Below are 24,410 nucleotides of genomic sequence, written 5' to 3'. Positions count from 1 at the left end.
ACACCCCATAAATAAAGGCCCGGAAGAAGCCGGAGCCGTCCGAAATGGATGGCTCCGCTATTCTCCCGGGCCTATTTTTATACCCTGGTTAAATCCTGACCACGCTTACAACGGAAACAGCTCCGGCCAGATTTCCAGCTCTTCACCACAGGCCGGACAGTTCACATGGCCACAGAGATAGGGCAGTTGCTCCATAAGCTGCCCGTTCTTGATGGCATGAGCTGCTTGCCATAAGCGGGCTAGAGGGCCGTCTTCAGATCCAATGCTGCTGAGTGCTAAAGGTTTAACAGCTTGGCCATCTTCCTTGCCGCTGAATACCGGATCATCAGGGTAAGCAGTCATACCAGGGCTGTCCTCATTCGGCCAAATATACATTTCCTCATAGCAGCTTGGACATGCGGCGTTGTACTCGTCACCTTCAGAATAGGTCAACAATATACCCGCAACCGCCCGATCTCCCCGGTAAGCAGCATCCGCGGAGAGGACGTAACGCTTCTCAAGGTCATCTTTTTGCGCCGATTCGGCGTAGTGAAATATCTCTTCCGTCAGGTTACCCAAATGCTCAACAGCAGTGAGGTAGGCTGTATATATGTCTTGAACAAGCTCATCAGCAAGCGGCGGGTTCTGGTGGGCGAATTCAGGAGGCTGCTTCCCGCTGTGCACTGTCATCTGGTTCGCAACGAAAATTCCACAGGTCACGTAAATATCCAATTTTACTTCGGGATCATCCGACTTCCTGGCGAGTTCCACCAGATAAGGCAATGCAGCGTAAGTACAGCTGTAGATTGTGTCCTGATGAAACAGATGCTCCCAATACAGCTTATCCTTAACCTCTGTGGTATACTCGTCCTGCAACTGCTGTAATAAGCTGGGAACCGCTTCCGACAAGCCGAAAGGGCCGTGAAGCTGTTGCCACACCGGACTGGATAAGTCTAACATGGATACCCTCCTTTTCGAATCGAATACTGTTATAGTCCTGTTATATCAACATGCAATGGGGCCGTCAACGTGAACAGCCACCCCGAATTTCCGTACCTGTCTGCCCCTCCCTTAGTATACTGCCCAATTGCAGCAAGAACTGTTATAATTGAGATTATGAGTATATCTGTTAAAGGAGCTATGAGATGAAGATCCGTAAAGCAATTATTCCCGCTGCCGGTCTTGGTACCCGATTCCTGCCAGCGACTAAGGCCATGCCCAAGGAAATGCTGCCTATTGTAGACAAACCAACGATCCAATATATTGTGGAAGAAGCCGTTGCCTCCGGAATTGAGGACATCATCATTGTAACCGGTAAGGGCAAACGCGCGATCGAAGATCATTTTGACAATTCGTTTGAGCTGGAATTCAATCTGGCCGAGAAGCAGAAGTGGGAGCTGCTGGAGTCGGTGCGCAAATCCTCGGAGATGGCCGACATTCACTACATCCGTCAAAAAGAACCACGCGGCCTCGGACATGCCATCTGGTGCGCCCGCAAGTTCATTGGTAACGAGCCCTTCGCTGTCCTGCTGGGGGATGACATTGTAGAGTCGAACAAGCCCTGCCTGAAGCAAATGATTGAGGTGTACGAGCAGTACAAATCATCCATTGTTGGTGTTCAGCCTGTGCCATGGGAAGAGGTCTCCCGTTACGGGGTCGTAGACAGCACTGAAATGGCTGAACGTGTCTACAGAGCCAACCGGCTGGTAGAGAAGCCTAAGCGAGAAGACGCGCCATCCAACCTGGCAATCCTGGGACGTTATATCCTGACTCCGCGTATCTTTGATATGCTGGGTGAGCAGCAGGTCGGTGTAGGCGGAGAGATTCAGCTTACAGACGCAATCTCCCGGCTCAGTGAAGTGGAGCGGATTATCGCTTATGATTTCGAAGGCAGACGGCATGACGTCGGCGAGAAGATGGGCTTCATCCAGACCACCATTCATTACGCGCTTCAGCATGAGGAGCTTAAAGAAGGACTGCTGGAGTATTTGAAGGAAATAATTGAAAATGAAGAACGTTTATATATTCGTTAAAAGAGTATTGTCCACTAAATAAAAAAAGCGGGCCGCTGTTATCAAACGAGCGGCCCGCTTTTTTTATGCCTAACGATCAATACTGCGTATTCACTACAGTCTCAATTGCTGTTGCCTCTGCCGGATCAGCGGCAATCAGCTTGTCATACACCGGCTGATCTATAGCAGCCCCAGCTTTCTTCAGAGCAGCCGAGTACCAGCGGGCGATTTCGCGATTTGTCGTATCATTGTAATCATCAGTTAAGCCTAATTTGAGCGTCGCTGCAGCCGCATCATTTTGTCCCGACATCACCTGCAGCTTGCCTGCATTAAGCGCAATGACAGGTGTAACCGAGAATGGACGGCCCTGCATCTGCTCAGGCGGCAAGGTTTTTAAATGCTCAATGCCATCCACTACATGCTTGTATGCATCTAGTCCTGCGGTGAGGTATTCCTGCTTCTTCGTCTCATCCTTCTGCTCATTAGCGGCAGCAGCAAGTATCTGAGCACGGTTGGTCAATGACTCATACCAGGTGATGTCCCAGTTATACTTGCCGGCATTATCACGATACACATCAAGGGCCAGGTCCGGCTGTCCCTTGAGATCATAATAGGTGGCTAATTGAAACAGCAGATTTTTGTTATACGGCTCGAATTTAAGCGCGCGCGTCAGTACCTCTGACGCTTCTGTCAGATACTGCTCATCCTGAGTCTGCTTAAAGACCGTCATATCCAGAGAAGACAGGTAAGTAGCGGCTTCAGGGTGGTATGGACGTGCATCCAGCGCTTTGACCAGCGGAGTCTTGATCTCTTCATACGAAGTGCTTACCGAGATCAGATTTTTACCTTTGAGTGCAGCATTGCTTGACCCGATGTAATTGATCGACAGGAAGAGCAGGAACACCGTACCGATGGTCAGGACCGCAAAATATCCAATCCGGAGTCCAGACTTATTCCAGCTCTGACGAAGCTGTTTACTGTCCATTACAGCGCCCATACCAGCCAATCCGATAAACACCAGAATGCCCATGAAGGCATAACTCATATTAAAGTCCAGCAGACTGTGAATCAGGATCGACAGCGCAATAATATAGAAGAAGAATCCATTATGGAATTCATCCTTGTCACGCTTCAGATAAGCACGGATGTATTTGTAGAAAATATACCCGATAAAACCCATAAACACGATGAACCCGACAATGCCAACCTCAATCAGATACTGCAGAAAGAAGTTATGGACCTGACGGCTTACATAAGGGTTGTTCTGGTACTCTTCATACAAGGAAGCCCAGCCGCCTCCTCCCGAGCCGAGAAACGGATAATCTTTTACTACCTTCATGGCATCTTTGTAGAAAGTAAAGCGTTCGAGTACACTGTGTTGCTTGAAGTTGATGTTCTCCAGCCGTGTCTCGATATTATCCGGTAAAATACTTTTCAAGCCTGTCCCAATCAGCAGGAAAGCAACGATAGCTACAGCGACAACGGAGCCGAGTGGAATCCACATTCCGGTGAATTTGCGGGTTTCTGAGCTACCCAGCTTGCCCTGTAGCCATGGCGCAACAAACCGTTGAATTGCCCAACTCAGAGCAGCAACCACCGCAGAGGCTCCAAGCAGGTAAGCCCAAGCCTTAAGCGCAGCCGATGAGCTATAAGCCGTATTCAGCTCTGTGCCAAGTGTTGTCAGCGGGTTGGTAACCAACAGAGCCGCAATGCCGGATATGGCAAGATGAATAATCCAAAGAATCTGCTGCGCAGGCTTCAGGAACAGCAGGAGCAGAATGAACACAACAGGCAGCATGACAAGTCCGCCACGGGACAAGGTCAGCAGCAGGGAGACGATGATCGGCACCAGCATGAAGCTGTGCGTCAGTGTACCGTACCACTTTTTGGAGCGGACCAGGGCAAACACCGCCACGAACAGGAAGGCCATCAGGAAGGCCGCATACGTATTGGCATACTGGAAGATAGAGGTGAGACGCAGGCCGTTCGAGTCCGTCATGACCGCATCCAAGTATTTACCATTACGCACCGTGTTGGAGAACCAGCCTACCATACCTCCGGCAAATTTCCAGCTGCCAAGCCAGTTCAGCAGGCCGAAACCGACAATGACATAAGCGATCGCCAGGATGGCATTTTGAATGACAACATTTAGTTGCTTTTGCTGAAGCAAATATAACGCTATAATGAATACTGCGGCGTACATGCTCTGAACAAACAGCAGATTCATCGCCATATATCGCGAAGCAGCGCCAATAAGCGACAATGCGTAGGTAGCGGGCAGCAGCAGCGAGGCCACAGCCAGCAGATCACGCTGTCCCTCCAGCTTGAACTTGGTGAAGTACAAGCCTACCCAGCCCAACAGCAACAGGCTGCTGAACAATGACGACAGATAGATCGGCTTCTCGAAGTCAATCTGCTGCCCATTAAACAATCCCACTTGAAACGGGGCCCAGACCAAAAAAACAATGAACGCTATCGCTAACGCCCATATGTAACAGGATATCTTTTCAACATTTCTCGACTGAACCGCATTTTTACCGTATACTGGTTTCGACACGTTATGATCTCCTTTATCTGTAGGTACGAGGATATTTTAGCATAATTCTATATTTATTATCTATAACACAAAGGATGCTGACTTAAAATGACAAGAGGTTTTGGTGGAAAAGCTTTAGAGCTACATAGGTTTGTATTGTCACTTTCAAAAAAAGATTTTCAAACAAGATATTTAGGTTCGTTTTTAGGAATACTGTGGGCATTCATACAGCCTACTATTCAAGTGCTTATATTTTGGTTTGTTTTTCAGGTTGGGTTTAAAAATGCGCCAATTGATAATTTCCCTTTCATTTTATGGCTTGTTTCTGCTATGATTCCTTGGTTCTTTATATCAGATAGCATACAAAGTGGAACAACATCTATTGTAGAAAACGGTTATTTGGTGAAAAAAATTGTTTTTAGAATAGGTGTATTGCCAATAGTGAAAATCTATTCAGCTTTTTATGTACATCTTTTCTTTATAGTTTTTATGGTGCTTATGTTTGCAATTTACGGTTATTACCCGAACATATATTATTTTCAAATTATTTACTACTTTTTTTCGGCTAGTCTCTTAGTTTTTGGAATATCTATGATAACCTCAGCGTTAATAATTTTCTTGAAGGATGTTGGACAAATTGTCGGTGTTTTACTGCAATTCGGTTTTTGGTTAACTCCTATTTTTTATTCGTTGGATACTGTACCGGTCAGATATCAATTCCTGTTAAAGTTAAATCCATTCTTCTATATCACTCAAGGGTACAGAGAAACCTTTATATATCACAAATGGTTTTGGGAGCATCCTAAGATGACTTTAAGCTATTGGTTGATAACGATTGTAACATTAATATTGGGTATCTTCATATTTAAAAAGCTCCGTCCGCATTTTTCGGATGTTTTGTAGAAAAGAGGAAGATTGATTATGGAACAAGAAACTGCAATCTCTGTTAAAGAGGTAAGTAAGGTTTATAGACTGTATGATAAATTATCTGATCGATTAAAGGAAGCTATTCATCCATTTAGGAAAAAATACCATACCGATTTCAATGCACTCAGAGATGTATCTTTTGAAGTTAAAAAGGGAGAAACTATTGGGATTGTAGGTAAGAATGGATCTGGGAAATCGACTTTGCTTAAAATGATTACAGGAGTTTTAACCCCAAGTGTAGGGGAAATAGAAGTCAATGGACGTATTTCGGCTCTTTTGGAATTAGGTGCTGGATTTAATGGCGAGTATACTGGGATCGAAAACATACACTTAAATGGTACTATTATGGGATACACTAAAGATGAAATGGATGCGAAAATTGAAGATATAGCTTCTTTTGCTGATATCGGTGAGTTTATCCATCAACCAGTTAAAATGTATTCCAGTGGTATGTTCGCTCGGCTAGCATTTGCTGTAGCAATTAATGTTGATCCTGATATTCTAATTGTTGATGAGGCTCTCAGTGTAGGAGATATCAGATTTCAGCAAAAATGTTATCGGAAGATAGAAGAATTTAAACAGACTAAAACAGTTTTGATGGTAACTCATGATATCAGTGCCATAACCAAATACTGCGATAGAGCTATCTGGATTAATGAAGGAGACCTAATGGCAGACGGGCATCCCATAGATGTCGCCAAGCAATATCAGGCTCATATGATTGGTTCCTATTTAAATAAAGATGGTAAACAGATTAAATCCTACTCGTCAGGAACAAGCGTTTCATCGAAAAATTACGATAACATAGATGCGCTAAACGAAAAATTAGATGTACTAGGTGATAAAAAAGTCGAAATCATTGGTATGTCGCTTTTTGATGAGATAGATTCTAAAGTCAATATAGTTCAACCGGGCCAAATGATTAAGGTAGGAATAAAGGTTAAGGCGAACGACAGTATTAGTGATCCTATAGTCGGTTTTACTATTAAGGATAGATTAGGGACGATTATTGGACAGACCAATAGCTTTGTCTTGGAACAAGATATTTCTGATCTTGTAGAAGGTGGAATTTATGTTTATCAGTTTTCATTCGAAGTTCCTTATATTAACCATGGTGTATATACACTATCTCCAGCTTTAGCATCAGGGACACAAGGTAACCATGTTCAGCATTGCTGGGTGCATGATGCACTAGTGTTTAATGTTGTGCAAGCTCAGACTTTCTCTCTGGAAGGTGTGCTTGTATTAAATGATGTTGAATTTCGTCAAATTATATAGGAGGCATTATGGAATTTACAGGAGAAAGATTTATACCACAACTTTCGGATAAGCAAACTGAACTAGAACATCTTCAGCGTTACTTTGCAATTGCACCTTTAGTAGAAGGAAAGGTAGTTCTCGATGCGGCGTGTGGCGAAGGGTATGGTTCAAATATTCTTTCAAAATACGCTGACCGGGTATACGGGATTGATCTTTCTAAAGAAGCGATTCAATTGGCGAAGATCAAATATAGTCAATCTGGAATTCACTTTATAGAAGGTTCCATAGTTGATTTGAAGATTCCTGACCATTCAATAGATATATTGGTTTCTTTGGAAACAATAGAACACGTAGATGAAGAAGCTCAAAATAAATTTATGAAAGAGATTCAACGCGTGTTAAAGGACGATGGATTCTTAATTATGTCTACGCCGGATAAATACTGGTATAGTGACATTCCTAACCACAATAATCCGTTTCATGTTAAAGAATTTTACGAACATGAGTATAGAGCTTTCCTTGAAAACTATTTTCCTAATGTGAATTTTTATTATCAGAAATTTGAAATAGCATCACTGATTATGAATCAGAATAGCTCAATCATTCAGCATCTTTCTAATGAAGATGAATTTAGTCAGATAAATGATGGGAAATATATTATAGCAGTTTGTGGAAAATATAATACCTCTAATATAAGGATCGATTCCGTAGCATACTCAAAGGAGTTTAAGTTTCAAGATTATATTAATCGTATTGTTTCTCTTCAAGAGGAAGTAGAAGATAGAAATAAACATATCAAATATTTAGATGAAACTATTCTAAAATCAAAAGTGGATCTAAAAAAGATCGAAAATGAAGCTGCTGATAGTGAGCTATTACTATTGGAGAATAAAGAGGCTCTGGCAAAGCAAGTAAAAGAAAACGAAAGAGTAAATGAAGAATTCAAGAAACTAGAAAATCTCAACAAGCAACTGATAGAAGAGCTTGAGGAGAAGAAATTGAACATCGAGACAGTGGAAGGTGCATTAATTTCACAAAAGGCATATATCCAGGAGCTTAAGATTAAAGAGGATCAACTTAGTCGTATTTTAAACTCAGGAGGCTGGGAAGGGTTAACAGCTTACTATCGTTTACGTGATAAAATTATTCCTGATAGTAGTAAAAGGAAGTTGGCGGCAAAATTATTAGTTACTTTACTTAGGAAACCGCGACAAACAATTAAACTCATCAATTTTGCGAATATAAGAAAACTAAAATATTATAATAGTACAGAATCAACGTCTATGCTCAAGGATCGTATCGATAATTATATGGAACGTCATACAATAGAGCCGACTCAAGGAGTACTTCTAACACCTGTTCAAAAATATATCGAAAAAGAAAAATTGGTATTCCCAGTATTCCAGAAGCCACTGGTTTCGATAATCATACCTGTGTATAATCAGTGGGAGTATACCTACAACTGTTTGCAATCGATATTGCAACATAAAGAATCGGTGGATAGCTTCGAAGTTATTATCGCTGATGACTTATCTTCCGATGAGACAATTGATATTTTAAAATTTGTGGAAAATATTCATGTTCTCAGAGATGGAGTGAATAGAGGGTTTTTATTGAATTGTAATAATGCTGCGAAATTTGCGAAAGGTAAATATATACTTTTTCTTAATAATGATACAAATGTTCAACCCGGCTGGCTGTCCTCATTATCGGATTTATTAGAGAAATATCCTGATATTGGAATGGCAGGATCGAAACTTGTCTATCCAGACGGAAGACTTCAAGAAGCTGGTGGGATTATATGGAATGATGCTTCCGGATGGAACTATGGACGATTAAACAATCCGGACAATTCTGAGTTTAATTATGTTAAAGAAGTTGATTATATATCTGGTGCTGCTATTATACTGCGTAAATCTTTATGGGAGAAAATCGGAGGATTTGATGAGCGCTATGCACCTGCTTATTTCGAAGACTCTGATCTTGCTTTTGAGGTAAGACGGCAAGGATACAAGGTGGTATTGCAGCCTCGTTCAATCGTTGTGCATTTTGAAGGGATTTCGCATGGTACGGATGTACAATCTGGCATCAAGAGTTATCAAATTGAAAATAAAGCGAAATTTATCGAGAAATGGGAAGAGGTTCTTCATGAACAATATTCCAACGGTGAGAATGTTTTTAAAGCTCGTGATCGTAGTAAAAATAAGAAAACAGTTTTAATTATAGATCATTACGTACCTCACTACGATAAAGATGCTGGCAGCCGAACGGTATTTCAATATATTCAATATTTTATTTCTAATAATATGAATGTGAAATTTATCGGTGATAATTATTTCAGACATGAGCCATATACAACAACATTGCAGCAAATGGGTGTTGAGGTGTTGTATGGCCCTTCCTATGAAAAGGATATAAAAAAATGGTTCAAAGTTAATGGTCAGTATTTTGATTTTGTATTTATGAACAGACCACATATTTCTATAAAGTATATTGATTGGATCAAAGAGTTTACTCAAGCAAAAGTTATTTATTACGGACATGACCTTCATTATTTACGTGAAGAACGCGAATATGAATTGACTGGTAATCCAGTTCTATTAAAGCAGGCGGAGAACTGGAGGGAAATTGAAGGTGAATTGTTTGAAAAGTCGGATGTGGTCTATTACCCCTCCCAGGTTGAAGTTGATAAGATAAAAGAACAATTCACTGCACTAAATGTTAAGGCGATTCCAGCGTATATTTATGATGCTTCTGAACGTTTGTTTATTCAAAGGGTACCTGCTCAAACAACTGATTTGCTTTTTGTTGGAGGTTTTGGACATAAACCAAATGTTGACGCAGTGATATGGTTTGTTTCGCAAGTATACCCAATTGTATTAAAATCAATACCGGATATTAAATTAAATATCGTCGGCTCTAATCCCCCTGATGTAATTAAACAGTTACAATCGGATAATGTGATTGTTCATGGTTTTGTGTCAGATGAAAGATTGGCAGAACTATATTCTGTTTCTAGAATAGATATTGTGCCTTTACGTTATGGAGCTGGGGTGAAAGGGAAGGTGGTTGAAGCTCTATATCATCAAATACCTATAGTAACTACTTCAGTAGGTGCAGAAGGATTGCCTAATATAGAGAATCATTTGTTAATTGCTGACAGCGAAGAGGACTTTGCAAGTGAAATTGTAGGGATTTATAACAACGAAGAACGGCTGGATGAATTATCTAAAGATTCACTAATTTATATTCAGCAGTATTTTTCTTCTGCAAGAGTGGAGCAAATTATCGACGAAGATTTTAGTTGAAGAATGCGAAAGGTGGATAACATGATTATTAGATCGAAAGCGCCTCTGAGATTAGGACTAGCAGGTGGTGGTACAGATGTATCACCTTACTGCGATGAGTTTGGGGGCTACGTGCTTAATGCAACTATTGACATGTATGCCTATTGTACTATCGAAACATGTGCAGATAATAAAATAGTGTTTTATGCTGCGGATCGGGATGAATTTACCGAATATGAGTTAACAGATAGACTGGATTTTGATGGTATTCTGGATCTCCATAAGGGAATCTATAATCATGTTGTTAAAAACTACAATAATTCTTTACCAATTTCTTTTCGAATGACTACATATTCTGATGCACCGGCCGGTTCCGGTCTAGGCTCCTCTTCTACCTTGGTAGTATCAATTTTGCAAGCTTTTGTAGAACTATTAAATCTGCCTTTAGGTGAGTATGACATAGCTCAAGTAGCCTATCAGATTGAGAGAGTTGACGTAGGTTTAACTGGCGGCAAACAAGACCAGTATGCAGCTACATTTGGAGGGTTTAATTTTATTGAATTTTACGCTAATGACCGTGTCATTGTTAATCCTCTTCGGATGAAGAGCTGGATTGTTAATGAACTTGAAAATTCTTTAGTTCTATATTTCTTAGGTGCTTCAAGAGAGTCGGCAAAGATTATAGATGAACAAGTCAAAAATACAAAAGATAAAAATGAGAAGTCAATTGCCGCGATGCACGAACTAAAAGTGGATGCATTGACGATGAAAGAAAATATATTGAAAGGCAATCTTCGTTCCTTTGCTGAAAACCTAGGTAAGTCTTGGGAGGCAAAAAAAAGAATGGCGGCCTCGATTTCAAATGCTTATATAGATGAAGTATATGAAGTAGCAATGAACGCTGGAGCATACGCCGGTAAAGTATCTGGTGCAGGAGGCGGCGGGTTTATGATGTTTATGGTTGATCCTACAAAGAGATTAGATTTAATCAAAGCACTTAAGAATTTAGAAGGAAGCGTTATGAATTTCCATTTCACTAAAAAAGGAACAGAAAGTTGGAGAGGCTAAAAATGCAAACTTACATTAATAATCAAATTAAAGATTCGTATGAAACAAAAATTAAATTACTGGAAAGTAGCGATCTAACCAATCTAATTAAAGTAGTTGCTGAAAAGACAGTAGAAGTTTATAAAAAAGGTAATAAGACTTTGTTAGCTGGAAATGGGGGAAGTGCTGCAGATGCTCAACATATTGCTGGTGAATTTGTAAGCCGCTTCTACTTTGACAGACCGGGACTTCCTTCTATGGCTTTAACAACAGATACCTCTATTCTTACTGCGATTGGTAATGATTATGGGTACAATGAATTGTTTGCTAGACAGATTCAAGCTAATGGCGTTGCAGGCGACCTGTTTATCGGGATATCCACTTCTGGTAACTCGGAAAATATTATACGTGCACTCCGGGCATGTAAAGAGAAAGAGATTACTACTGTTGGTTTAACAGGTCAGTCAGGCGGAGAAATGGCTGAACTCTGTGACTATTGTATTAAAGTTCCATCGAACGAAACGCCTCGAATTCAAGAATCACATATTCTGATTGGCCATATCATTTGTGCCATTGTAGAAGAAGTTATTTTTGGAAAAGGGTTTCAATAAGGATGGAAGCTATTATTCTTGCAGGGGGGTTCGGTACAAGACTCCAAACCGTTGTTGCTGATGTGCCTAAACCGATGGCTCCAATAGCGGAAACGCCATTCTTAAGCTATTTGCTGAATTACTTGTATAAATATGAAGTGCGCAGGGTTATTTTATCCACTGGGTATCTAAGCGATAAAATATATAATTATTACGGGGACTCTTTTAAAGGGAATATGGAATTAATATATTCTGTTGAACAAGAGCCTTTAGGAACTGGAGGGGGTGTGCTTCAAGCTCTAAAGCACACCACTTCCGATAATTGTTTTATTATTAACGGAGATACCTTTTTTGATGTGGATTTGCAAAAGATGATGCACCAGCATAATGAAACAATTGCAGATATGACTATTGCTTTGAAACCGATGTATGATTTTGATAGATATGGAACTATAGAACTTGAACAAAATAGGGTAGTAGCTTTTCAGGAGAAGCAACCTACGGATAAAGGGTATATTAATGGAGGAATTTACATTCTAAATAAAGACCTCTTAGAGACGTTTAATCTGGGTCCTAAATTTTCATTGGAAGCCGATTTTCTGCAAAAACATTATAAAGTGGTGGATATTAGAGGATTTATAAGTTCAAAGTACTTTATTGATATAGGGATTCCAGAAGATTATTATCGTGCGCAGAGTGAGCTGATAAAATATGGCGAATAAGGCTCTTTTTTTAGACAGAGACGGTGTAATTAATATAGAAAAAAACTATGTTTATAAAATAGAAGATTTTGAGTTTGTTGAGGGAATCTTTGAAGTTATGTTGGGATTTCAGGCGAAAGGATACCTGTTATTTGTAATAACCAACCAAGCGGGTATTGGTCGAGGATATTATACAGACGATGATTTCCATAAGTTGAATACATGGATGTTGAAAGAGTTGTCCGCTAAGAATATTTGCGTTGAAAAAGTATACTATTCTCCATATCATGCTGAGTTTGGATTAGGGGATTATAAGAAGGATTCCGAATGCAGGAAACCAAGCCCTGGAATGATACTCCAAGCTATGAGGGAATACGATCTGGATCTTAAACAGTCGGTATTAATAGGTGATAAACAATCCGATATTGAGGCTGGCGAAAGGGCTGGCGTGCGGATGAATATCAAGGTTACAGCTAATGAAAACTGTTTAAATGTAAAGGCGATTCGTCAAATAATTATGATCTGAATAACTTGAATGGAGTTAGTATGGCACACAATAAGAACAAATCGTCACTGGGTACTCTGTTAAAAGGTAGAGAAAACTACTTTGATTTAATAAGATTGTTTGCAGCATTGTTAGTGTTATTTTCTCATGCGTACCCCTTATCAGGTAATGATAATGAGCCGTTACTTGTACTATCTAACGGCCAAGTTACTTTTGGAAACTTGGCTGTCTATATATTTTTTATAATTAGCGGGTTGTTAATAACACAAAGCTACTTTTACTCTAGTAGTTTGATCACATTTCTTAAATCTCGTATATTAAGGATTTTTCCAGGCCTGTTGGGTGTTTTGTTATTTTCTGCTTTTATAATAGGGCCATTGTTCACAACGTTATCATTGAAGGATTATTTACAAGATCCAACAACGCTTGACTACTTGAAGGCCGTATTTTTATTCCCAATGTATTGGAATTTGCCGGGAGTATTTGAAACGAATATTTACGCTGATTCTGTTAATGGATCGCTTTGGACAATACCTTTTGAATTCCTATGTTATTTAATAATAGGGTGTTTAGGTTTTTTTAAGTTATTGAAGCATAGGTATTTAATGTTATTTATCACTATATGCACCTTTTACTACTTCATGTTTAATAAAACGATTTCTCCAGTTGGGGGGCGTCTTTTTGAACTTGAATTAAATACTTTGGTAGAATTATCATTGTTTTTCTTTATGGGAAGTTTACTGTTTTTGTTCAGAGACTCATTATATTTAAAAAAAGAAATAGTAATGATAGGGATAGTTATTTTATTTCTATCACTATCCTATGGAGGTTTTAAACCATTATTTGCCGTTATTGCTCCCTATTCAATAATGTATTTGGCTTTTCTTCCTAAGACAAGGCTCCAAAGTATTTCAAAATATGGTGATTTATCTTATGGAGTGTATTTGTATGCTTTTCCAATACAACAAATTGTTGCTCATTTATTTGGGGGGAGTACTAGTCCATGGATTAATTTCTTGATCTCTGTTCCGGTGGTTTTAATGTTGGCATTTTTATCGTGGCATATTATCGAAAAGAACTTCATGAAACTGAAAAAGGTGAACTTGACAAAGTTGCTTAGCCCTTGTGCTAAATGGGATTTTGGTAAGGTATCAACATTAATAGATGGGATTTCTGATCATACAGAAAGAATAGTGGCTAGGATACTCAAACTGAACTGGAGTGGATTTTTGGTTATCTTTACAGCATTCATTTTTCTATTCTCTTTTTATAATTCTAAACCTAGTGTTATTGAATTCCCTTATCTGAAGAGTGAGAGCATCTTTCATGATGGATGGCTACCTCAAAGTAGTAATGAGAATTACAGATGGATTGCACAAAGAGCTGGTGTTGAATTATCATTCCCTTCTAAAGAGGCAACTATTCAAATTGAAGGATTCATTCCTGAATCATTTAAAGAAGTGAATCATGTAGTACTGTATGTTGATAATAATATGATCCATGAACTTGATGTAAAAAATGGCGAAAGCATTATAATCAGGGCCCCATTTAATGGTAAGGGACAAACCCATTTAGTGACTTTAGAGTTTAATGCAACTCATAAACCAAGTCAGGATGAAGCCGATCAAAGGGAGATGAGTGCATTGATAAGTAAAATAGTAATAGATTAAGTTGTATAATTTTTTGTTCTGGAGGGCTATAATTTGAATTTAATAAAAAGTGTAAAAAAATCAAAACATGAGAATATTTACTTATTAATAATATTTGTTTTGAGCATTTATCCCTTAATGAAAATTGGTTTGATTATAAATGATGATTTTAGAAATTCCATGTTGGCCCACAGCAATTCGTTCAGTAGTTATATGCAAACAACCGCTGCCGCCTGGAAGTTTCAAGGCCGTATAAATTTTCTAGCTAGTGTTTTTTATTATGTTCCCTTTATCTTTGAAAATTTTGTTTATTTTAAATTAATAACATTGTCTATCCTTTTTACAAATATTCTACTTGTTTCCTTCTTTTTTTATAAAGTATTCAACGATTATAAAATTTTTTACCTTTCTTTTTTGATTATATTAGTTTCATTCCAAAACAGTTGGGAACATAATCCTATTACTAGTTTCCCAGGTTTTTTTTCAATTCCCTTTTCTTTTTTGATAATTTCATTTGTTATGTTTATTTCATTCTTGAAAATTAAAACGAAAAAATATTTATATATGACTTTGTTATGTTATGGGTTAACTATTTTTTCCTATGAAAACTTTCTTATATATAGTCCAATTTTTTTATTTATTGCTATTTATTTTGAAGGCTTTAAAAATTACAAGAATATATTTAAACGTATTCTTCCTATTGTAATCTTGTGTAGCATTTATCTTTTGATTTATTTTGTTTTTAGAAGTAAATTTGGGAGTTCCTATGAAGGTGCGCAAATAGGGGATAGCGTAAATATACTAAATATTTTTAAAGTCATTTGGCAATTTAGCATTTCATCTGTTCCTTCATATTTTGTTTTTGAAGGCAAATATAAATATTTGATGTATATTTATAATGACTCTGTTTATCAACCTGCCAGCTTAAATTACTTTATTGATACATTTGAGGTTCAATGGTTAGTGAAAGCTCTCTTAGTGTGTATTTTATTTTACTCTATAAGTAACCTTAAGAATCCACTAAAAATAAAGCAATGCTTGTTAATGTTGAGTATTGGGATTATATACTTTTTTCTCCCGAATTTGCTACTGGGGCTAACCCCCCTTTATCAGCAAGCTGTAATACAGAATGGCCAATTAGGTATGCCATCGTCATACTTTTCCATGTTTGCATTTGTGTTAATAATCATAACTATTATATCTTTGGTACAGAATATCCCTAATTCGAAAATTGTTAGGAAATTACTTATCGGGTTTTTGTGTGTAATCGTTATGTTTTTTAGTCTCGCTACAGATTCTACAAATAAATACATCTCTAAATATCAGACTTTATCTACTTACAAGTGGAAATCGGTTGATGAATTACTGGAATCTAAAACTTTAAAAAGTATATCTGAGAATGCAATTATATATGCCCCGAGTTTATGGGAGTATATTGGAACAGCCGCACTCCATGAATCTTACTGGAGCGAATATTTTAGTCACAAATTAAAGAAAAATATCAGTGTTATTAAAGATATTAATTCTTCTATTAATTCTAATGAAGTGTTTTATCTTAAATATAATCAATCTCCAAAGGAACTTAATCAGAATTTAATATTTGCCAAAATTGATATCGAAGAATTTAAGGAAAAGGGTAGATTTTTATCACCTATAGTAACTATTTTTAATTTTTCGAAGTATGATGAATATTCGGTAATTGGAAAAACTGTAGAAGATTCATTAAATCATGTTGAGAGTATGAATATAAATAGTGTAGAGCGGGAGGCAATAAAAGTTCAGGGAGCTTTTGGACTTAATATTAATTATGGAGATTTTTCGTGGGATGGTAATTTGAAAAATACAATAATAAATAGTGATAAATTAATTGATGTTAACTCTGTTACTGTTATATATCAAACAAAAATAAATTTTCTAAATAACATTATAGTGAAAGAATAAGAGAATACTATATTTGCGAATTAATGGGAGGTCCAAATGAAGATTCCTGAAAGTCGAGTAATTGAAGTTAAGGAATTAGGGGATGAAAGAGGCTTATTAGCTGTAATTGATGGGGAAACATCTATTCCGTTTGAATTCAAACGTGTTTTCTATATTTACAATACAATTTCGGGAGTACGTAGGGGATATCATGCTCATTATAAAACAAGGCAAGCTTTAGTTTGTGTTTCTGGTAGTTGTAAAGTTTTTTTAGATAACATTAGAAGGAAAGAAGATGTGTTGCTGGACTCTCCCAGAAAAATCCTAATTCTTGAACCAAACGATTGGCATGAAATGTATGATTTCTCTCCAAACTGCGTTTTACTCGTGCTTGCCTCGCATTTGTACGATGCAGAAGACTATATTCGTGATTATGAAAAATTCAAAGAGGTGTATGGGGGATGAAACACTACTTTACTCATCCACAGGCTATTGTCGAATCAGAGAAAATTGGTGAGGATACGCGGATTTGGGCGTTTGCACATATCTTACCGAATGCGGTGATTGGTTCCAACTGTAATATTAACGATCATACCTTCATTGAAAATGATGTAATCTTAGGCGATAATGTTACCGTTAAATCAGGAGTATATATTTGGGATGGAGTTACGATAGAAGATAATGTTTTTATTGGTCCAAATGTTACTTTTACTAATGATTTGAGACCTCGTTCTAAACAATATCCAACTGAATTTTTGAAGACTGTGCTTGAGGAATGGGTTTCAATAGGTGCAAACGCAACAATAATTGCAGGGAACACTATTGGCAAGTATGCCATGGTAGGGGCTGGCTCGCTGGTAACTAAAAATATCCCTAATAATACACTTTGGTTTGGAAGTCCAGCTAAATTCAAGGGATATATTTGTAATTGTGGTGAAAAATTGACTCAACAATTATCATGTCCCGCTTGCGGCAAGCAGTACTCTTTAAAAAACGAGATTATTATTGAAAACTAATAAATTACTCGAAATAGAATAGGTGGGTTAAAATGATCCCTTTCCTTGATTTAAAAAAGATTAATTTGCGTCACGAATTGGAAATATTAGATAGCGTTCATAAAGTTCTACACTCCGGGTGGTATATCCTTGGTGAGGAAGTTAAATCATTTGAAGTAGAATTTGCTGAGTACTGTGGAACTAAATATGCTTTGGGCTTAGCTAACGGATTAGATGCTTTGGAATTAATTATGAGAGCATACAATATTGGTCCTGGGGATGAAGTGATTGTACCCTCTAATACCTATATTGCATCGATATTATCTATATCTGCAAATGGAGCAACACCTGTATTAGTAGAACCAAACTTGCTGACATACAATTTGGATCCTAACAAAATAGAAGAGAGTATAACTCCTAATACTAAAGCGATTTTGGTAGTTCACTTGTATGGCCAGTCGTGTAATATGGGGCCTATAATAGAAATTGCAAAAAAATATAGTTTGAAGATAATTGAAGACTGTGCCCAAGCTCATGGTGCTATTTATGATAATAAAAAGGTTGGAAACTTAGGGGATGCCGCAGCATTTAGCTTTTATCCAGGCAAAAATTTAGGTGCTTTAGGAGATGCTGGAGCCGTTACAACAAATGATGAAGATTTGTATAAAGATCTGTACGCTTTAAGAAATTACGGATCGCATAAAAAATACGAGAATCTATTCAAAGGATACAATAGCAGATTAGATGAATTCCAAGCTCCTATTTTGAGCATAAAACTAAAATATCTCGATCAAGACAATGATTATAGAAGAAAGATAGCAACGTATTATTTGAACAATATCAATAATAAGCATATTGTACTACCAAGCGTTGAAGAAGGGCCGTTATCACATGTTTGGCATGTTTTCGTTGTAATGACTTCCTTAAGAAGTGATTTTATTAATCATATGACTAATAACGGAATTCAGACAATGATTCATTACCCTATTCCCCCCCATAAACAAGAGGCTTATAAAGAGTGGAGTGGATTGGTGTTCCCTATTTCCGAAAAAATTCATTCTGAAATTGTCAGCCTCCCGATAAGTCCTGTGATGGATATGGAAGATGTGCAGAGAATTGTGGAGGTTGTAAATGAGTATAGACCGGATTAAATTATCAATTGTTGTACCTGTATACTTTAACGAATTGAACATCCCGCATACCATACCACGGTTACAGGAATTAGAGAATATTATACCGGATTGTGATTTTGAGTTTGTATTTGTAGATGATGGTTCAAAGGACAATTCATTTTCGTTATTAATGGAAGCAAAAAGGCAAGATCCGCGAATTAAAATAATAAAATTAAGTCGAAATTTCGGTTCTATGTCTGCGATTCAAGCAGGGTTAAATTATACTACTGGAGATTGTGTGGGTATCATTGCGGCTGATCTGCAGGACCCTCCAGAATTATTTAAGGATATGATAGAACACTGGAAATCCGGCAAAAAGGTTGTACTAGCCACAAGAGAAGATCGGGAAGAATCGTTTTCTCAAAAATTATTCTCTAATACTTACTATTATTTGCTAGAGAAATTTGCATTAAAGGGATATCCAAAGGGTGGATTTGACTTTTTATTAATAGACAAGCAGGTTGTTCATGAGGTTGTGAGGATTGAAGAGAAAAATACTAATATTATGAGTCTTATATATTGGCTTGGACACGATCAAGAGCAGATTCCTTATGTAAGACAGGAAAGAAAATTAGGTAAATCCAGATGGACGCTTTCTAAAAAGATCAAGCTTTTTATTGATTCTTTTGTGAGCTTCTCATATTCTCCTATCCGTTTTATGTCCTTCATAGGTGTCATAACAGCTATTTTGAGCTTTTTATATGGGGTCTTTGTAATAGTTGGAACTTTGTCCGGGTTTATTGAGCTTCAAGGGTGGACTACAATTATTGCTTTAATTACTTTCTTATTGGGAATTATTATGATCATGTTAGGCATTATTGGTGAATATCTTTGGAGGATATTAGATGAAAGTAGAGAACGGCCGTCCTACGTTATTGACCAAACTTTTGAATAAAGAATTTTTGAAATTTGTTATAAGTGGAGGAGTTAATACATTAGCTACATATTTAGTGTATTTACTGCTGTTATTGATTTTTAATTATTCCTTGTCTTATACGGTTTCTTATATTTCTGGAATATTTCTGTCATACTACTTGAATACAGTATTTGTATTCAAAGAAAAAATGTCGATCAAAAAAATCGTTAAATTTCCTTTAGTGTATTTGATTCAATATCTTATTAACTTATTAATGTTATATATTCTAGTAGAACATCTACATTTATCTACCAGAATTGTACCTTTAATTGTTGTTATAGTGACTATTCCAGTAACCTTTGTTCTTTCTAAGCTTATTATAAAAAGTAAATAACAAAGTTACAATTACCCAAATTGAGCTTTAAATAGACGCAATATTAGTCCCTTGGGAGTGAACGGGGAATATTATGGAATGACTGAGAGTATAAAATAAGATGAGAATGTAATATTTACAACAGATAATTGCCCTGTAGTGGAGTATGCATTAATCATTACTACTAATAAAGGTGGTCAACCCATGAAACTTCTCATTACCGGCGGAGCCGGCTTCATTGGCAGCAACTTTGTAATCTATATGCTGCAGCAGCACCCGAATTACCAGATCGTCAACGTGGATGCGCTGACGTATGCGGGGAATCTGGAGAACTTGAAATCGGTTGAGAATCATCCAAACTATACGTTCGTGAAGGCGGATATTACTGATGCGGCGGCGATGGATAAGCTGATTGGTGATGGCATCGATGTGGTGGTTAATTTTGCGGCGGAGTCGCATGTGGACCGGAGTATTCTGGAGCCGGAAGTGTTCGTTAAGACGAATGTGCTGGGGACACAGGTGCTGCTGGATGCAGCCAAAAAATACGACGTGACGAAGTTTGTGCAAGTCTCCACAGATGAGGTCTACGGATCGCTTGGTGCAACAGGTCTGTTCACTGAAGAAACCCCGCTTACACCAAACAGCCCGTATTCGGCGAGCAAAGCAGGCGGTGACTTGCTGGTACGTGCGTACCATGAAACCTTCGGCCTGCCTGTAAATATTACGCGCTGCTCCAACAACTATGGCCCGTATCAGTTCCCGGAGAAGCTGATTCCGCTGATGATCTCCCGCGCACTGGCGGATCAGGCGCTTCCAGTTTATGGCGATGGCATGAATATCCGCGACTGGCTGTATGTGGAGGATCATTGCAGTGCGATTGATCTGGTTATTCATGAAGGCGTGGACGGCGAGGTGTACAATATCGGCGGCAACAATGAGCGGACGAATGTGCATATCGTGAATACGGTGCTGCAAGAGCTCGGAAAACCGGATTCGCTGATTACTTATGTGCAGGACCGTCCCGGACATGACCGCCGTTATGGCATCGATCCAACGAAGATTACGAATGAGCTGGGCTGGAAGCCTAAGCACACGTTCGAAACTGGCATTAAGGAAACTATTCAGTGGTATCTGCATAATAAAGAATGGTGGACCCGCATTCAGTCTGGCGAATACCAGAAGTATGCTGCGCTCCAGTATGGTGCCCGTCTGGGAGATTCGCTATAATGGCGAAGATGAAGGTATTCGTCACAGGTGCTGGAGGACAACTGGGGCAGGATTTGATGCTTCTATTGCAGAACCAGAATGTTGAGGCGATGGGCTGCGACCGTCAGGAGATGGATATTACCGATCTGGAGCAATGCCAGGAGACGATCAGCGGCTTTGCACCTGATGTGGTCATCCATTGCGCAGCGCATACGGCGGTGGACGTGGCCGAGACAGATGTGGATGCAGCATACCTGATTAATGCTACCGGAAGCCGGAATGTAGCCCTTGCTGCAGAGAAGGCGGGGGCAAAGCTGGTTTATATCAGCACGGATTATGTGTTCGATGGCATGGGGGAGCAGCCTTACCACGAATATGATAATACTGATCCCAAGAGCATCTATGGGAAGTCCAAGCGGGCTGGAGAGGTTTTGGTTCAGTCCTTGTCCTCCAAATATTTCATTGTTCGTACTTCCTGGGTATATGGCAAGTACGGCAACAACTTTGTCAAAACGATGCTGAAGCTTGGCCAGGAAAAACCGCTGCTTCAGGTTGTACATGACCAGAAGGGTTCACCTACCTACACCGTGGATTTGGCCAGATTCCTGCTGGAGCTGATCCGGACGGAAAAATACGGCGTTTACCATGCCTCCAATAGTGAATCATGCACATGGTATGAATTCACTCAGGCCATCTTTGCGGGAGCCGAGGACATCTTGGGACTGAAGTTCACGGCCAAGCTTGAGCCTTGTACAACGGACCAATTTCCCCGTCCGGCACCGCGCCCGCGCAACTCTGTGATGGAGCATCTGGCCATCCGAACCAACGGGTTCCAGGATATCCGTCCATGGCGGGAAGGGCTGAAGGATTTCCTTTATAGCCTTAAACTAAATGATTAATAATATTGTTTGCACTATCACGACCGGCACTCCCGGTCTTTTTTGTGTTATAATAATTGTCGATAGATTACTATATTTGTCAGGAGAGTATTGCAGTGAATGTGGATGTTAGTATTTTGATTCTTAATTACAACACCTGCCGCCTGACGATGGACTGTCTGAGGTCGGTATATGATTCCGAGACAAGGTATTCCTATGAAATCATTCTGGTAGATAATAATTCGCATGATAACTCGGTGGAGATGATCAGCAAGGAGTTCCCGGATGTGCTGCTGATCGCTAATTCGGAGAATGTAGGGTTCGCTAAGGGTAATAATCAGGGGATGGAAGCTGCCTCCGGGCGGTATGTGCTGCTGCTTAATTCGGATACGGTGGTCCGCAAGGATACGCTGGAGACGATGATTGCGTTCATGGACAGCCGTCCGGATCTTGGCGCGTCCGGCTGTAAGGTGATTTTGCCGGATGGATCGCTGGATAAGGCCTGCCGGAGAGGGTTCCCGACCCCGTCGGCCTCCTTCTATTATGCCTTCGGCTTCAGCAAGCTGTTCCCGGACCGTCCGCGGTTCAACGGCTACCAGCTCGGGTATTTGGACCCGGATGAAGCGTACCCGGTCGATTGTCTGGTCGGAGCGTTCATGCTGCTTCGGCGGGAGACGATCGAGCAGGTGGGCGGGCTGGATGAGAATTTTTTCATGTATGGGGAGGACCTGGACTGGTGTTACCGGATCAGGGAAGCCGGCTGGGGGATCTACTATTATCCGCAGACCTCCATCGTGCATTTGAAGGGCGGCAGCGCACGCCGCAGGCCGTTCAAGATCGTGTATGAGTTCCACCGGGCGATGATTTTATTTCATAAGAAGCATTATAGCAGGCAGTACAATAGTATGATTAATGGAGCGGTCTATGCAGGGGTCGGCGTCAAGTTCACGCTCTCGCTGCTGCGCAACGCGCTGATTGCTCCGCGCAAGGTGCCTACACCCGCACAGAGTCTGTCTGTTCCCGGGGAGAATGGCGTCCGCAATGAATCGAAGGCTGAGGTGAGATTATGATCCGCCGGAATCAGAAATTCCTGACCCAATTATATATGGTTGCTGACTTCCTCATTATCCAGCTGTCCTTCCTCGCGGCCTGGTGGCTGAAGTTCAAGAGCGGCCTGCTGGAATCCTACCGGACGCTGCCGATTGAATCCTATGCCTATTGGAGCATAATCTACGGGGCGATCTCGGTACTGATCGGCATTATGGTGTCGCTCTATTTGCCGAAGCGGAAGAAGCGGTTCATTGATGAATTCCTGAAGGTGTTCCAGGTTCATGCGATGGGCATCTTCATCCTGCTGGGCCTGATGTACTTCCTGAGAGAGATTGACGTCTCCCGTCAATACCTGGCGATCTACATGGGCTTCAATATTCTGTCGATCATGCTGTACCGCTATGTGCTGAAGAAGATGCTGAAGTCGCTGCGTGAGAAAGGGTTCAACCGCCAGTTCGTGCTGATTCTCGGGGCAGGCACCCTGGGTAAAAGGTTCTACAACAACCTAGAGCAATACCCGGAGCTGGGCTATGAGACAATCGGGTTCCTGGATGACTTCCATCAGTGGGACAGCATAGAGGAACAGCGGTATAAGCCGATTCTCGGTACAGTGGACCAGCTCGAAGGGATGCTGGAGATGCTGCCGGTCGATGAGGTCATTCTGGCGTTGCCGCTGGATGCCCACTCCAAATACCCGGCGATTATTGCCACCTGTGAGAAGGCCGGGGTGCGTACGCTGATTATTCCTGACTTTTTCGATTACCTGCCGGCCCGTCCGTACTTCGATAACTTTGCCGGGATGCCGATGATTAATGTGCGTGATATTCCGCTGGATATGGCCGGGAACAAAATGGCGAAACGGATCTTCGATGTCGTCTTCTCGCTGTTCGCCATTATTATGCTGTCTCCGGTGATGCTGCTGGTCGCGCTGGGGGTGCGGCTGACTTCACCCGGTCCGGTGATTTTCAAGCAGGAACGGGTCGGCCTGAACCGCCGCAATTTCATGATGTACAAGTTCCGCTCGATGAAAATGCAGACGGACGGCGGAGAGGATACCGGCTGGAGTACGAAGGATGATCCGCGCCGGACCCGCTTCGGGACCTTCATCCGCCGCACAAGTCTGGATGAGCTGCCGCAATTCTTCAATGTACTGTTCGGCCAGATGAGCGTCGTCGGCCCGCGGCCGGAGCGTCCTTATTATGTGGAGCAGTTCCGCGGCGAGATTCCGAAGTATATGGTGAAGCATCATGTGCGGCCGGGCATTACCGGCTGGGCCCAGAGCAACGGTCTGCGCGGGGACACCTCGATTGAGGACCGGATCAAGCATGATATTTTCTACATTGAGAACTGGTCGCTGCTGTTCGACATCCGCATCATTGCCAAGACCATCCGCAACGGCTTCAAGAACGCTTACTGAGATTCTCGGTTGTGAAGATTGAATTACTTTCTGATTGGGAATAAGAATTT

The 24,410-nt window shown here is 40.2% G+C and carries 21 protein-coding genes; 19 read left to right on the top strand and 2 right to left on the bottom strand.

From position 1 onward, the window contains the following. Positions 1 to 105: 105 nt before the first annotated feature. On the bottom strand, positions 106 to 939 hold the full coding sequence (locus K1558_RS08520) for a hypothetical protein (RefSeq protein ID WP_238651039.1): 834 nt from the start codon (positions 937 to 939) through the stop codon (positions 106 to 108). 185 nt (positions 940 to 1,124) lie between these two features. Here K1558_RS08520 and galU point away from each other — a divergent pair, with 185 nt between their 5' ends. Then, complete coding sequence (galU, locus tag K1558_RS08515; protein WP_238651038.1) at positions 1,125 to 2,012, top strand: UTP--glucose-1-phosphate uridylyltransferase GalU; 888 nt, start codon at positions 1,125 to 1,127, stop codon at positions 2,010 to 2,012. A gap of 76 nt (positions 2,013 to 2,088) precedes the next feature. Here galU and K1558_RS08510 read toward each other — a convergent pair whose 3' ends face one another. Next, on the bottom strand, positions 2,089 to 4,548 hold the full coding sequence (locus K1558_RS08510) for an O-antigen ligase family protein (RefSeq protein ID WP_238651037.1): 2,460 nt from the start codon (positions 4,546 to 4,548) through the stop codon (positions 2,089 to 2,091). An 87-nt stretch (positions 4,549 to 4,635) separates the two neighbouring features. Between K1558_RS08510 and K1558_RS08505 the strand changes: the two genes are divergently transcribed. From K1558_RS08505 to K1558_RS08420, 18 genes are all read left to right on the top strand, one after another. After that, positions 4,636 to 5,430, top strand: coding sequence for an ABC transporter permease (locus K1558_RS08505; RefSeq protein WP_238651035.1), 795 nt, complete (start codon positions 4,636 to 4,638; stop codon positions 5,428 to 5,430). Between the two features lie 18 nt (positions 5,431 to 5,448). Further along, positions 5,449 to 6,732 carry an ABC transporter ATP-binding protein gene (locus K1558_RS08500; RefSeq protein WP_238651033.1) on the top strand — a complete coding sequence of 428 codons (1,284 nt, stop codon included), beginning with the start codon at positions 5,449 to 5,451 and terminating at the stop codon, positions 6,730 to 6,732. 8 nt (positions 6,733 to 6,740) lie between these two features. After that, positions 6,741 to 10,022 (top strand): glycosyltransferase, encoded by a 3,282-nt coding sequence (locus K1558_RS08495; RefSeq protein ID WP_238651032.1) that lies wholly within the window; start codon positions 6,741 to 6,743, stop codon positions 10,020 to 10,022. A 21-nt stretch (positions 10,023 to 10,043) separates the two neighbouring features. Beyond that, positions 10,044 to 11,069, top strand: coding sequence for a GHMP family kinase ATP-binding protein (locus K1558_RS08490; RefSeq protein WP_238651031.1), 1,026 nt, complete (start codon positions 10,044 to 10,046; stop codon positions 11,067 to 11,069). Between the two features lie 2 nt (positions 11,070 to 11,071). Continuing rightward, positions 11,072 to 11,659: a D-sedoheptulose 7-phosphate isomerase gene (gene gmhA2, locus K1558_RS08485; protein ID WP_238651030.1), complete on the top strand. Its 588-nt coding sequence runs from the start codon at positions 11,072 to 11,074 to the stop codon at positions 11,657 to 11,659. A gap of 2 nt (positions 11,660 to 11,661) precedes the next feature. Continuing rightward, complete coding sequence (locus tag K1558_RS08480) at positions 11,662 to 12,360, top strand: nucleotidyltransferase family protein (RefSeq protein WP_238651029.1); 699 nt, start codon at positions 11,662 to 11,664, stop codon at positions 12,358 to 12,360. Further along, positions 12,350 to 12,865 carry a D-glycero-alpha-D-manno-heptose-1,7-bisphosphate 7-phosphatase gene (locus K1558_RS08475; protein WP_238651028.1) on the top strand — a complete coding sequence of 172 codons (516 nt, stop codon included), beginning with the start codon at positions 12,350 to 12,352 and terminating at the stop codon, positions 12,863 to 12,865. The genes K1558_RS08480 and K1558_RS08475 overlap by 11 nt, the downstream gene beginning before the upstream one ends. 20 nt (positions 12,866 to 12,885) lie before the next feature. Then, on the top strand, positions 12,886 to 14,514 hold the full coding sequence (locus K1558_RS08470) for an acyltransferase family protein (protein WP_238651026.1): 1,629 nt from the start codon (positions 12,886 to 12,888) through the stop codon (positions 14,512 to 14,514). A 33-nt stretch (positions 14,515 to 14,547) separates the two neighbouring features. Continuing rightward, the gene (locus K1558_RS08465; protein WP_238651023.1) at positions 14,548 to 16,434 is read left to right on the top strand and encodes a hypothetical protein; all 1,887 of its coding nucleotides are present in this window, start codon (positions 14,548 to 14,550) and stop codon (positions 16,432 to 16,434) included. A gap of 36 nt (positions 16,435 to 16,470) precedes the next feature. Continuing rightward, on the top strand, positions 16,471 to 16,878 hold the full coding sequence (locus K1558_RS08460; RefSeq protein WP_238651020.1) for a sugar 3,4-ketoisomerase: 408 nt from the start codon (positions 16,471 to 16,473) through the stop codon (positions 16,876 to 16,878). Next, positions 16,875 to 17,429, top strand: a complete 555-nt coding sequence (locus tag K1558_RS08455) for an acyltransferase (RefSeq protein WP_238651017.1) — start codon at positions 16,875 to 16,877, stop codon at positions 17,427 to 17,429. Before K1558_RS08460 ends, K1558_RS08455 begins: the two co-directional genes overlap by 4 nt. A 32-nt stretch (positions 17,430 to 17,461) precedes the next feature. Continuing rightward, entirely contained in the window at positions 17,462 to 18,559 is a 1,098-nt protein-coding gene (locus tag K1558_RS08450) for a DegT/DnrJ/EryC1/StrS family aminotransferase (RefSeq protein WP_238651015.1), read from the top strand. Continuing rightward, the gene (locus K1558_RS08445; protein WP_238651013.1) at positions 18,540 to 19,475 is read left to right on the top strand and encodes a glycosyltransferase family 2 protein; all 936 of its coding nucleotides are present in this window, start codon (positions 18,540 to 18,542) and stop codon (positions 19,473 to 19,475) included. Before K1558_RS08450 ends, K1558_RS08445 begins: the two co-directional genes overlap by 20 nt. Continuing rightward, positions 19,426 to 19,830 carry a GtrA family protein gene (locus K1558_RS08440; RefSeq protein ID WP_238651011.1) on the top strand — a complete coding sequence of 135 codons (405 nt, stop codon included), beginning with the start codon at positions 19,426 to 19,428 and terminating at the stop codon, positions 19,828 to 19,830. Before K1558_RS08445 ends, K1558_RS08440 begins: the two co-directional genes overlap by 50 nt. Before the next feature lie 183 nt (positions 19,831 to 20,013). Beyond that, on the top strand, positions 20,014 to 21,036 hold the full coding sequence (gene rfbB / locus K1558_RS08435) for a dTDP-glucose 4,6-dehydratase (protein WP_238651009.1): 1,023 nt from the start codon (positions 20,014 to 20,016) through the stop codon (positions 21,034 to 21,036). An 8-nt stretch (positions 21,037 to 21,044) separates the two neighbouring features. Then, positions 21,045 to 21,914, top strand: coding sequence for a dTDP-4-dehydrorhamnose reductase (gene rfbD, locus K1558_RS08430; RefSeq protein WP_238651487.1), 870 nt, complete (start codon positions 21,045 to 21,047; stop codon positions 21,912 to 21,914). A gap of 101 nt (positions 21,915 to 22,015) precedes the next feature. After that, on the top strand, positions 22,016 to 22,963 hold the full coding sequence (locus tag K1558_RS08425; RefSeq protein WP_238651486.1) for a glycosyltransferase family 2 protein: 948 nt from the start codon (positions 22,016 to 22,018) through the stop codon (positions 22,961 to 22,963). Further along, positions 22,960 to 24,360 carry an undecaprenyl-phosphate glucose phosphotransferase gene (locus K1558_RS08420; RefSeq protein ID WP_238651007.1) on the top strand — a complete coding sequence of 467 codons (1,401 nt, stop codon included), beginning with the start codon at positions 22,960 to 22,962 and terminating at the stop codon, positions 24,358 to 24,360. Before K1558_RS08425 ends, K1558_RS08420 begins: the two co-directional genes overlap by 4 nt. Positions 24,361 to 24,410 lie beyond the last annotated feature (50 nt).

It is taken from the genome of Paenibacillus piscarius (genome assembly GCF_022234545.1).
GTDB lineage: Bacteria > Bacillota > Bacilli > Paenibacillales > Paenibacillaceae > Paenibacillus_AQ > Paenibacillus_AQ piscarius.
Note: the sequence above shows the minus strand (reverse complement) of the source record. Positions and strands in the feature narration are given on the sequence as shown.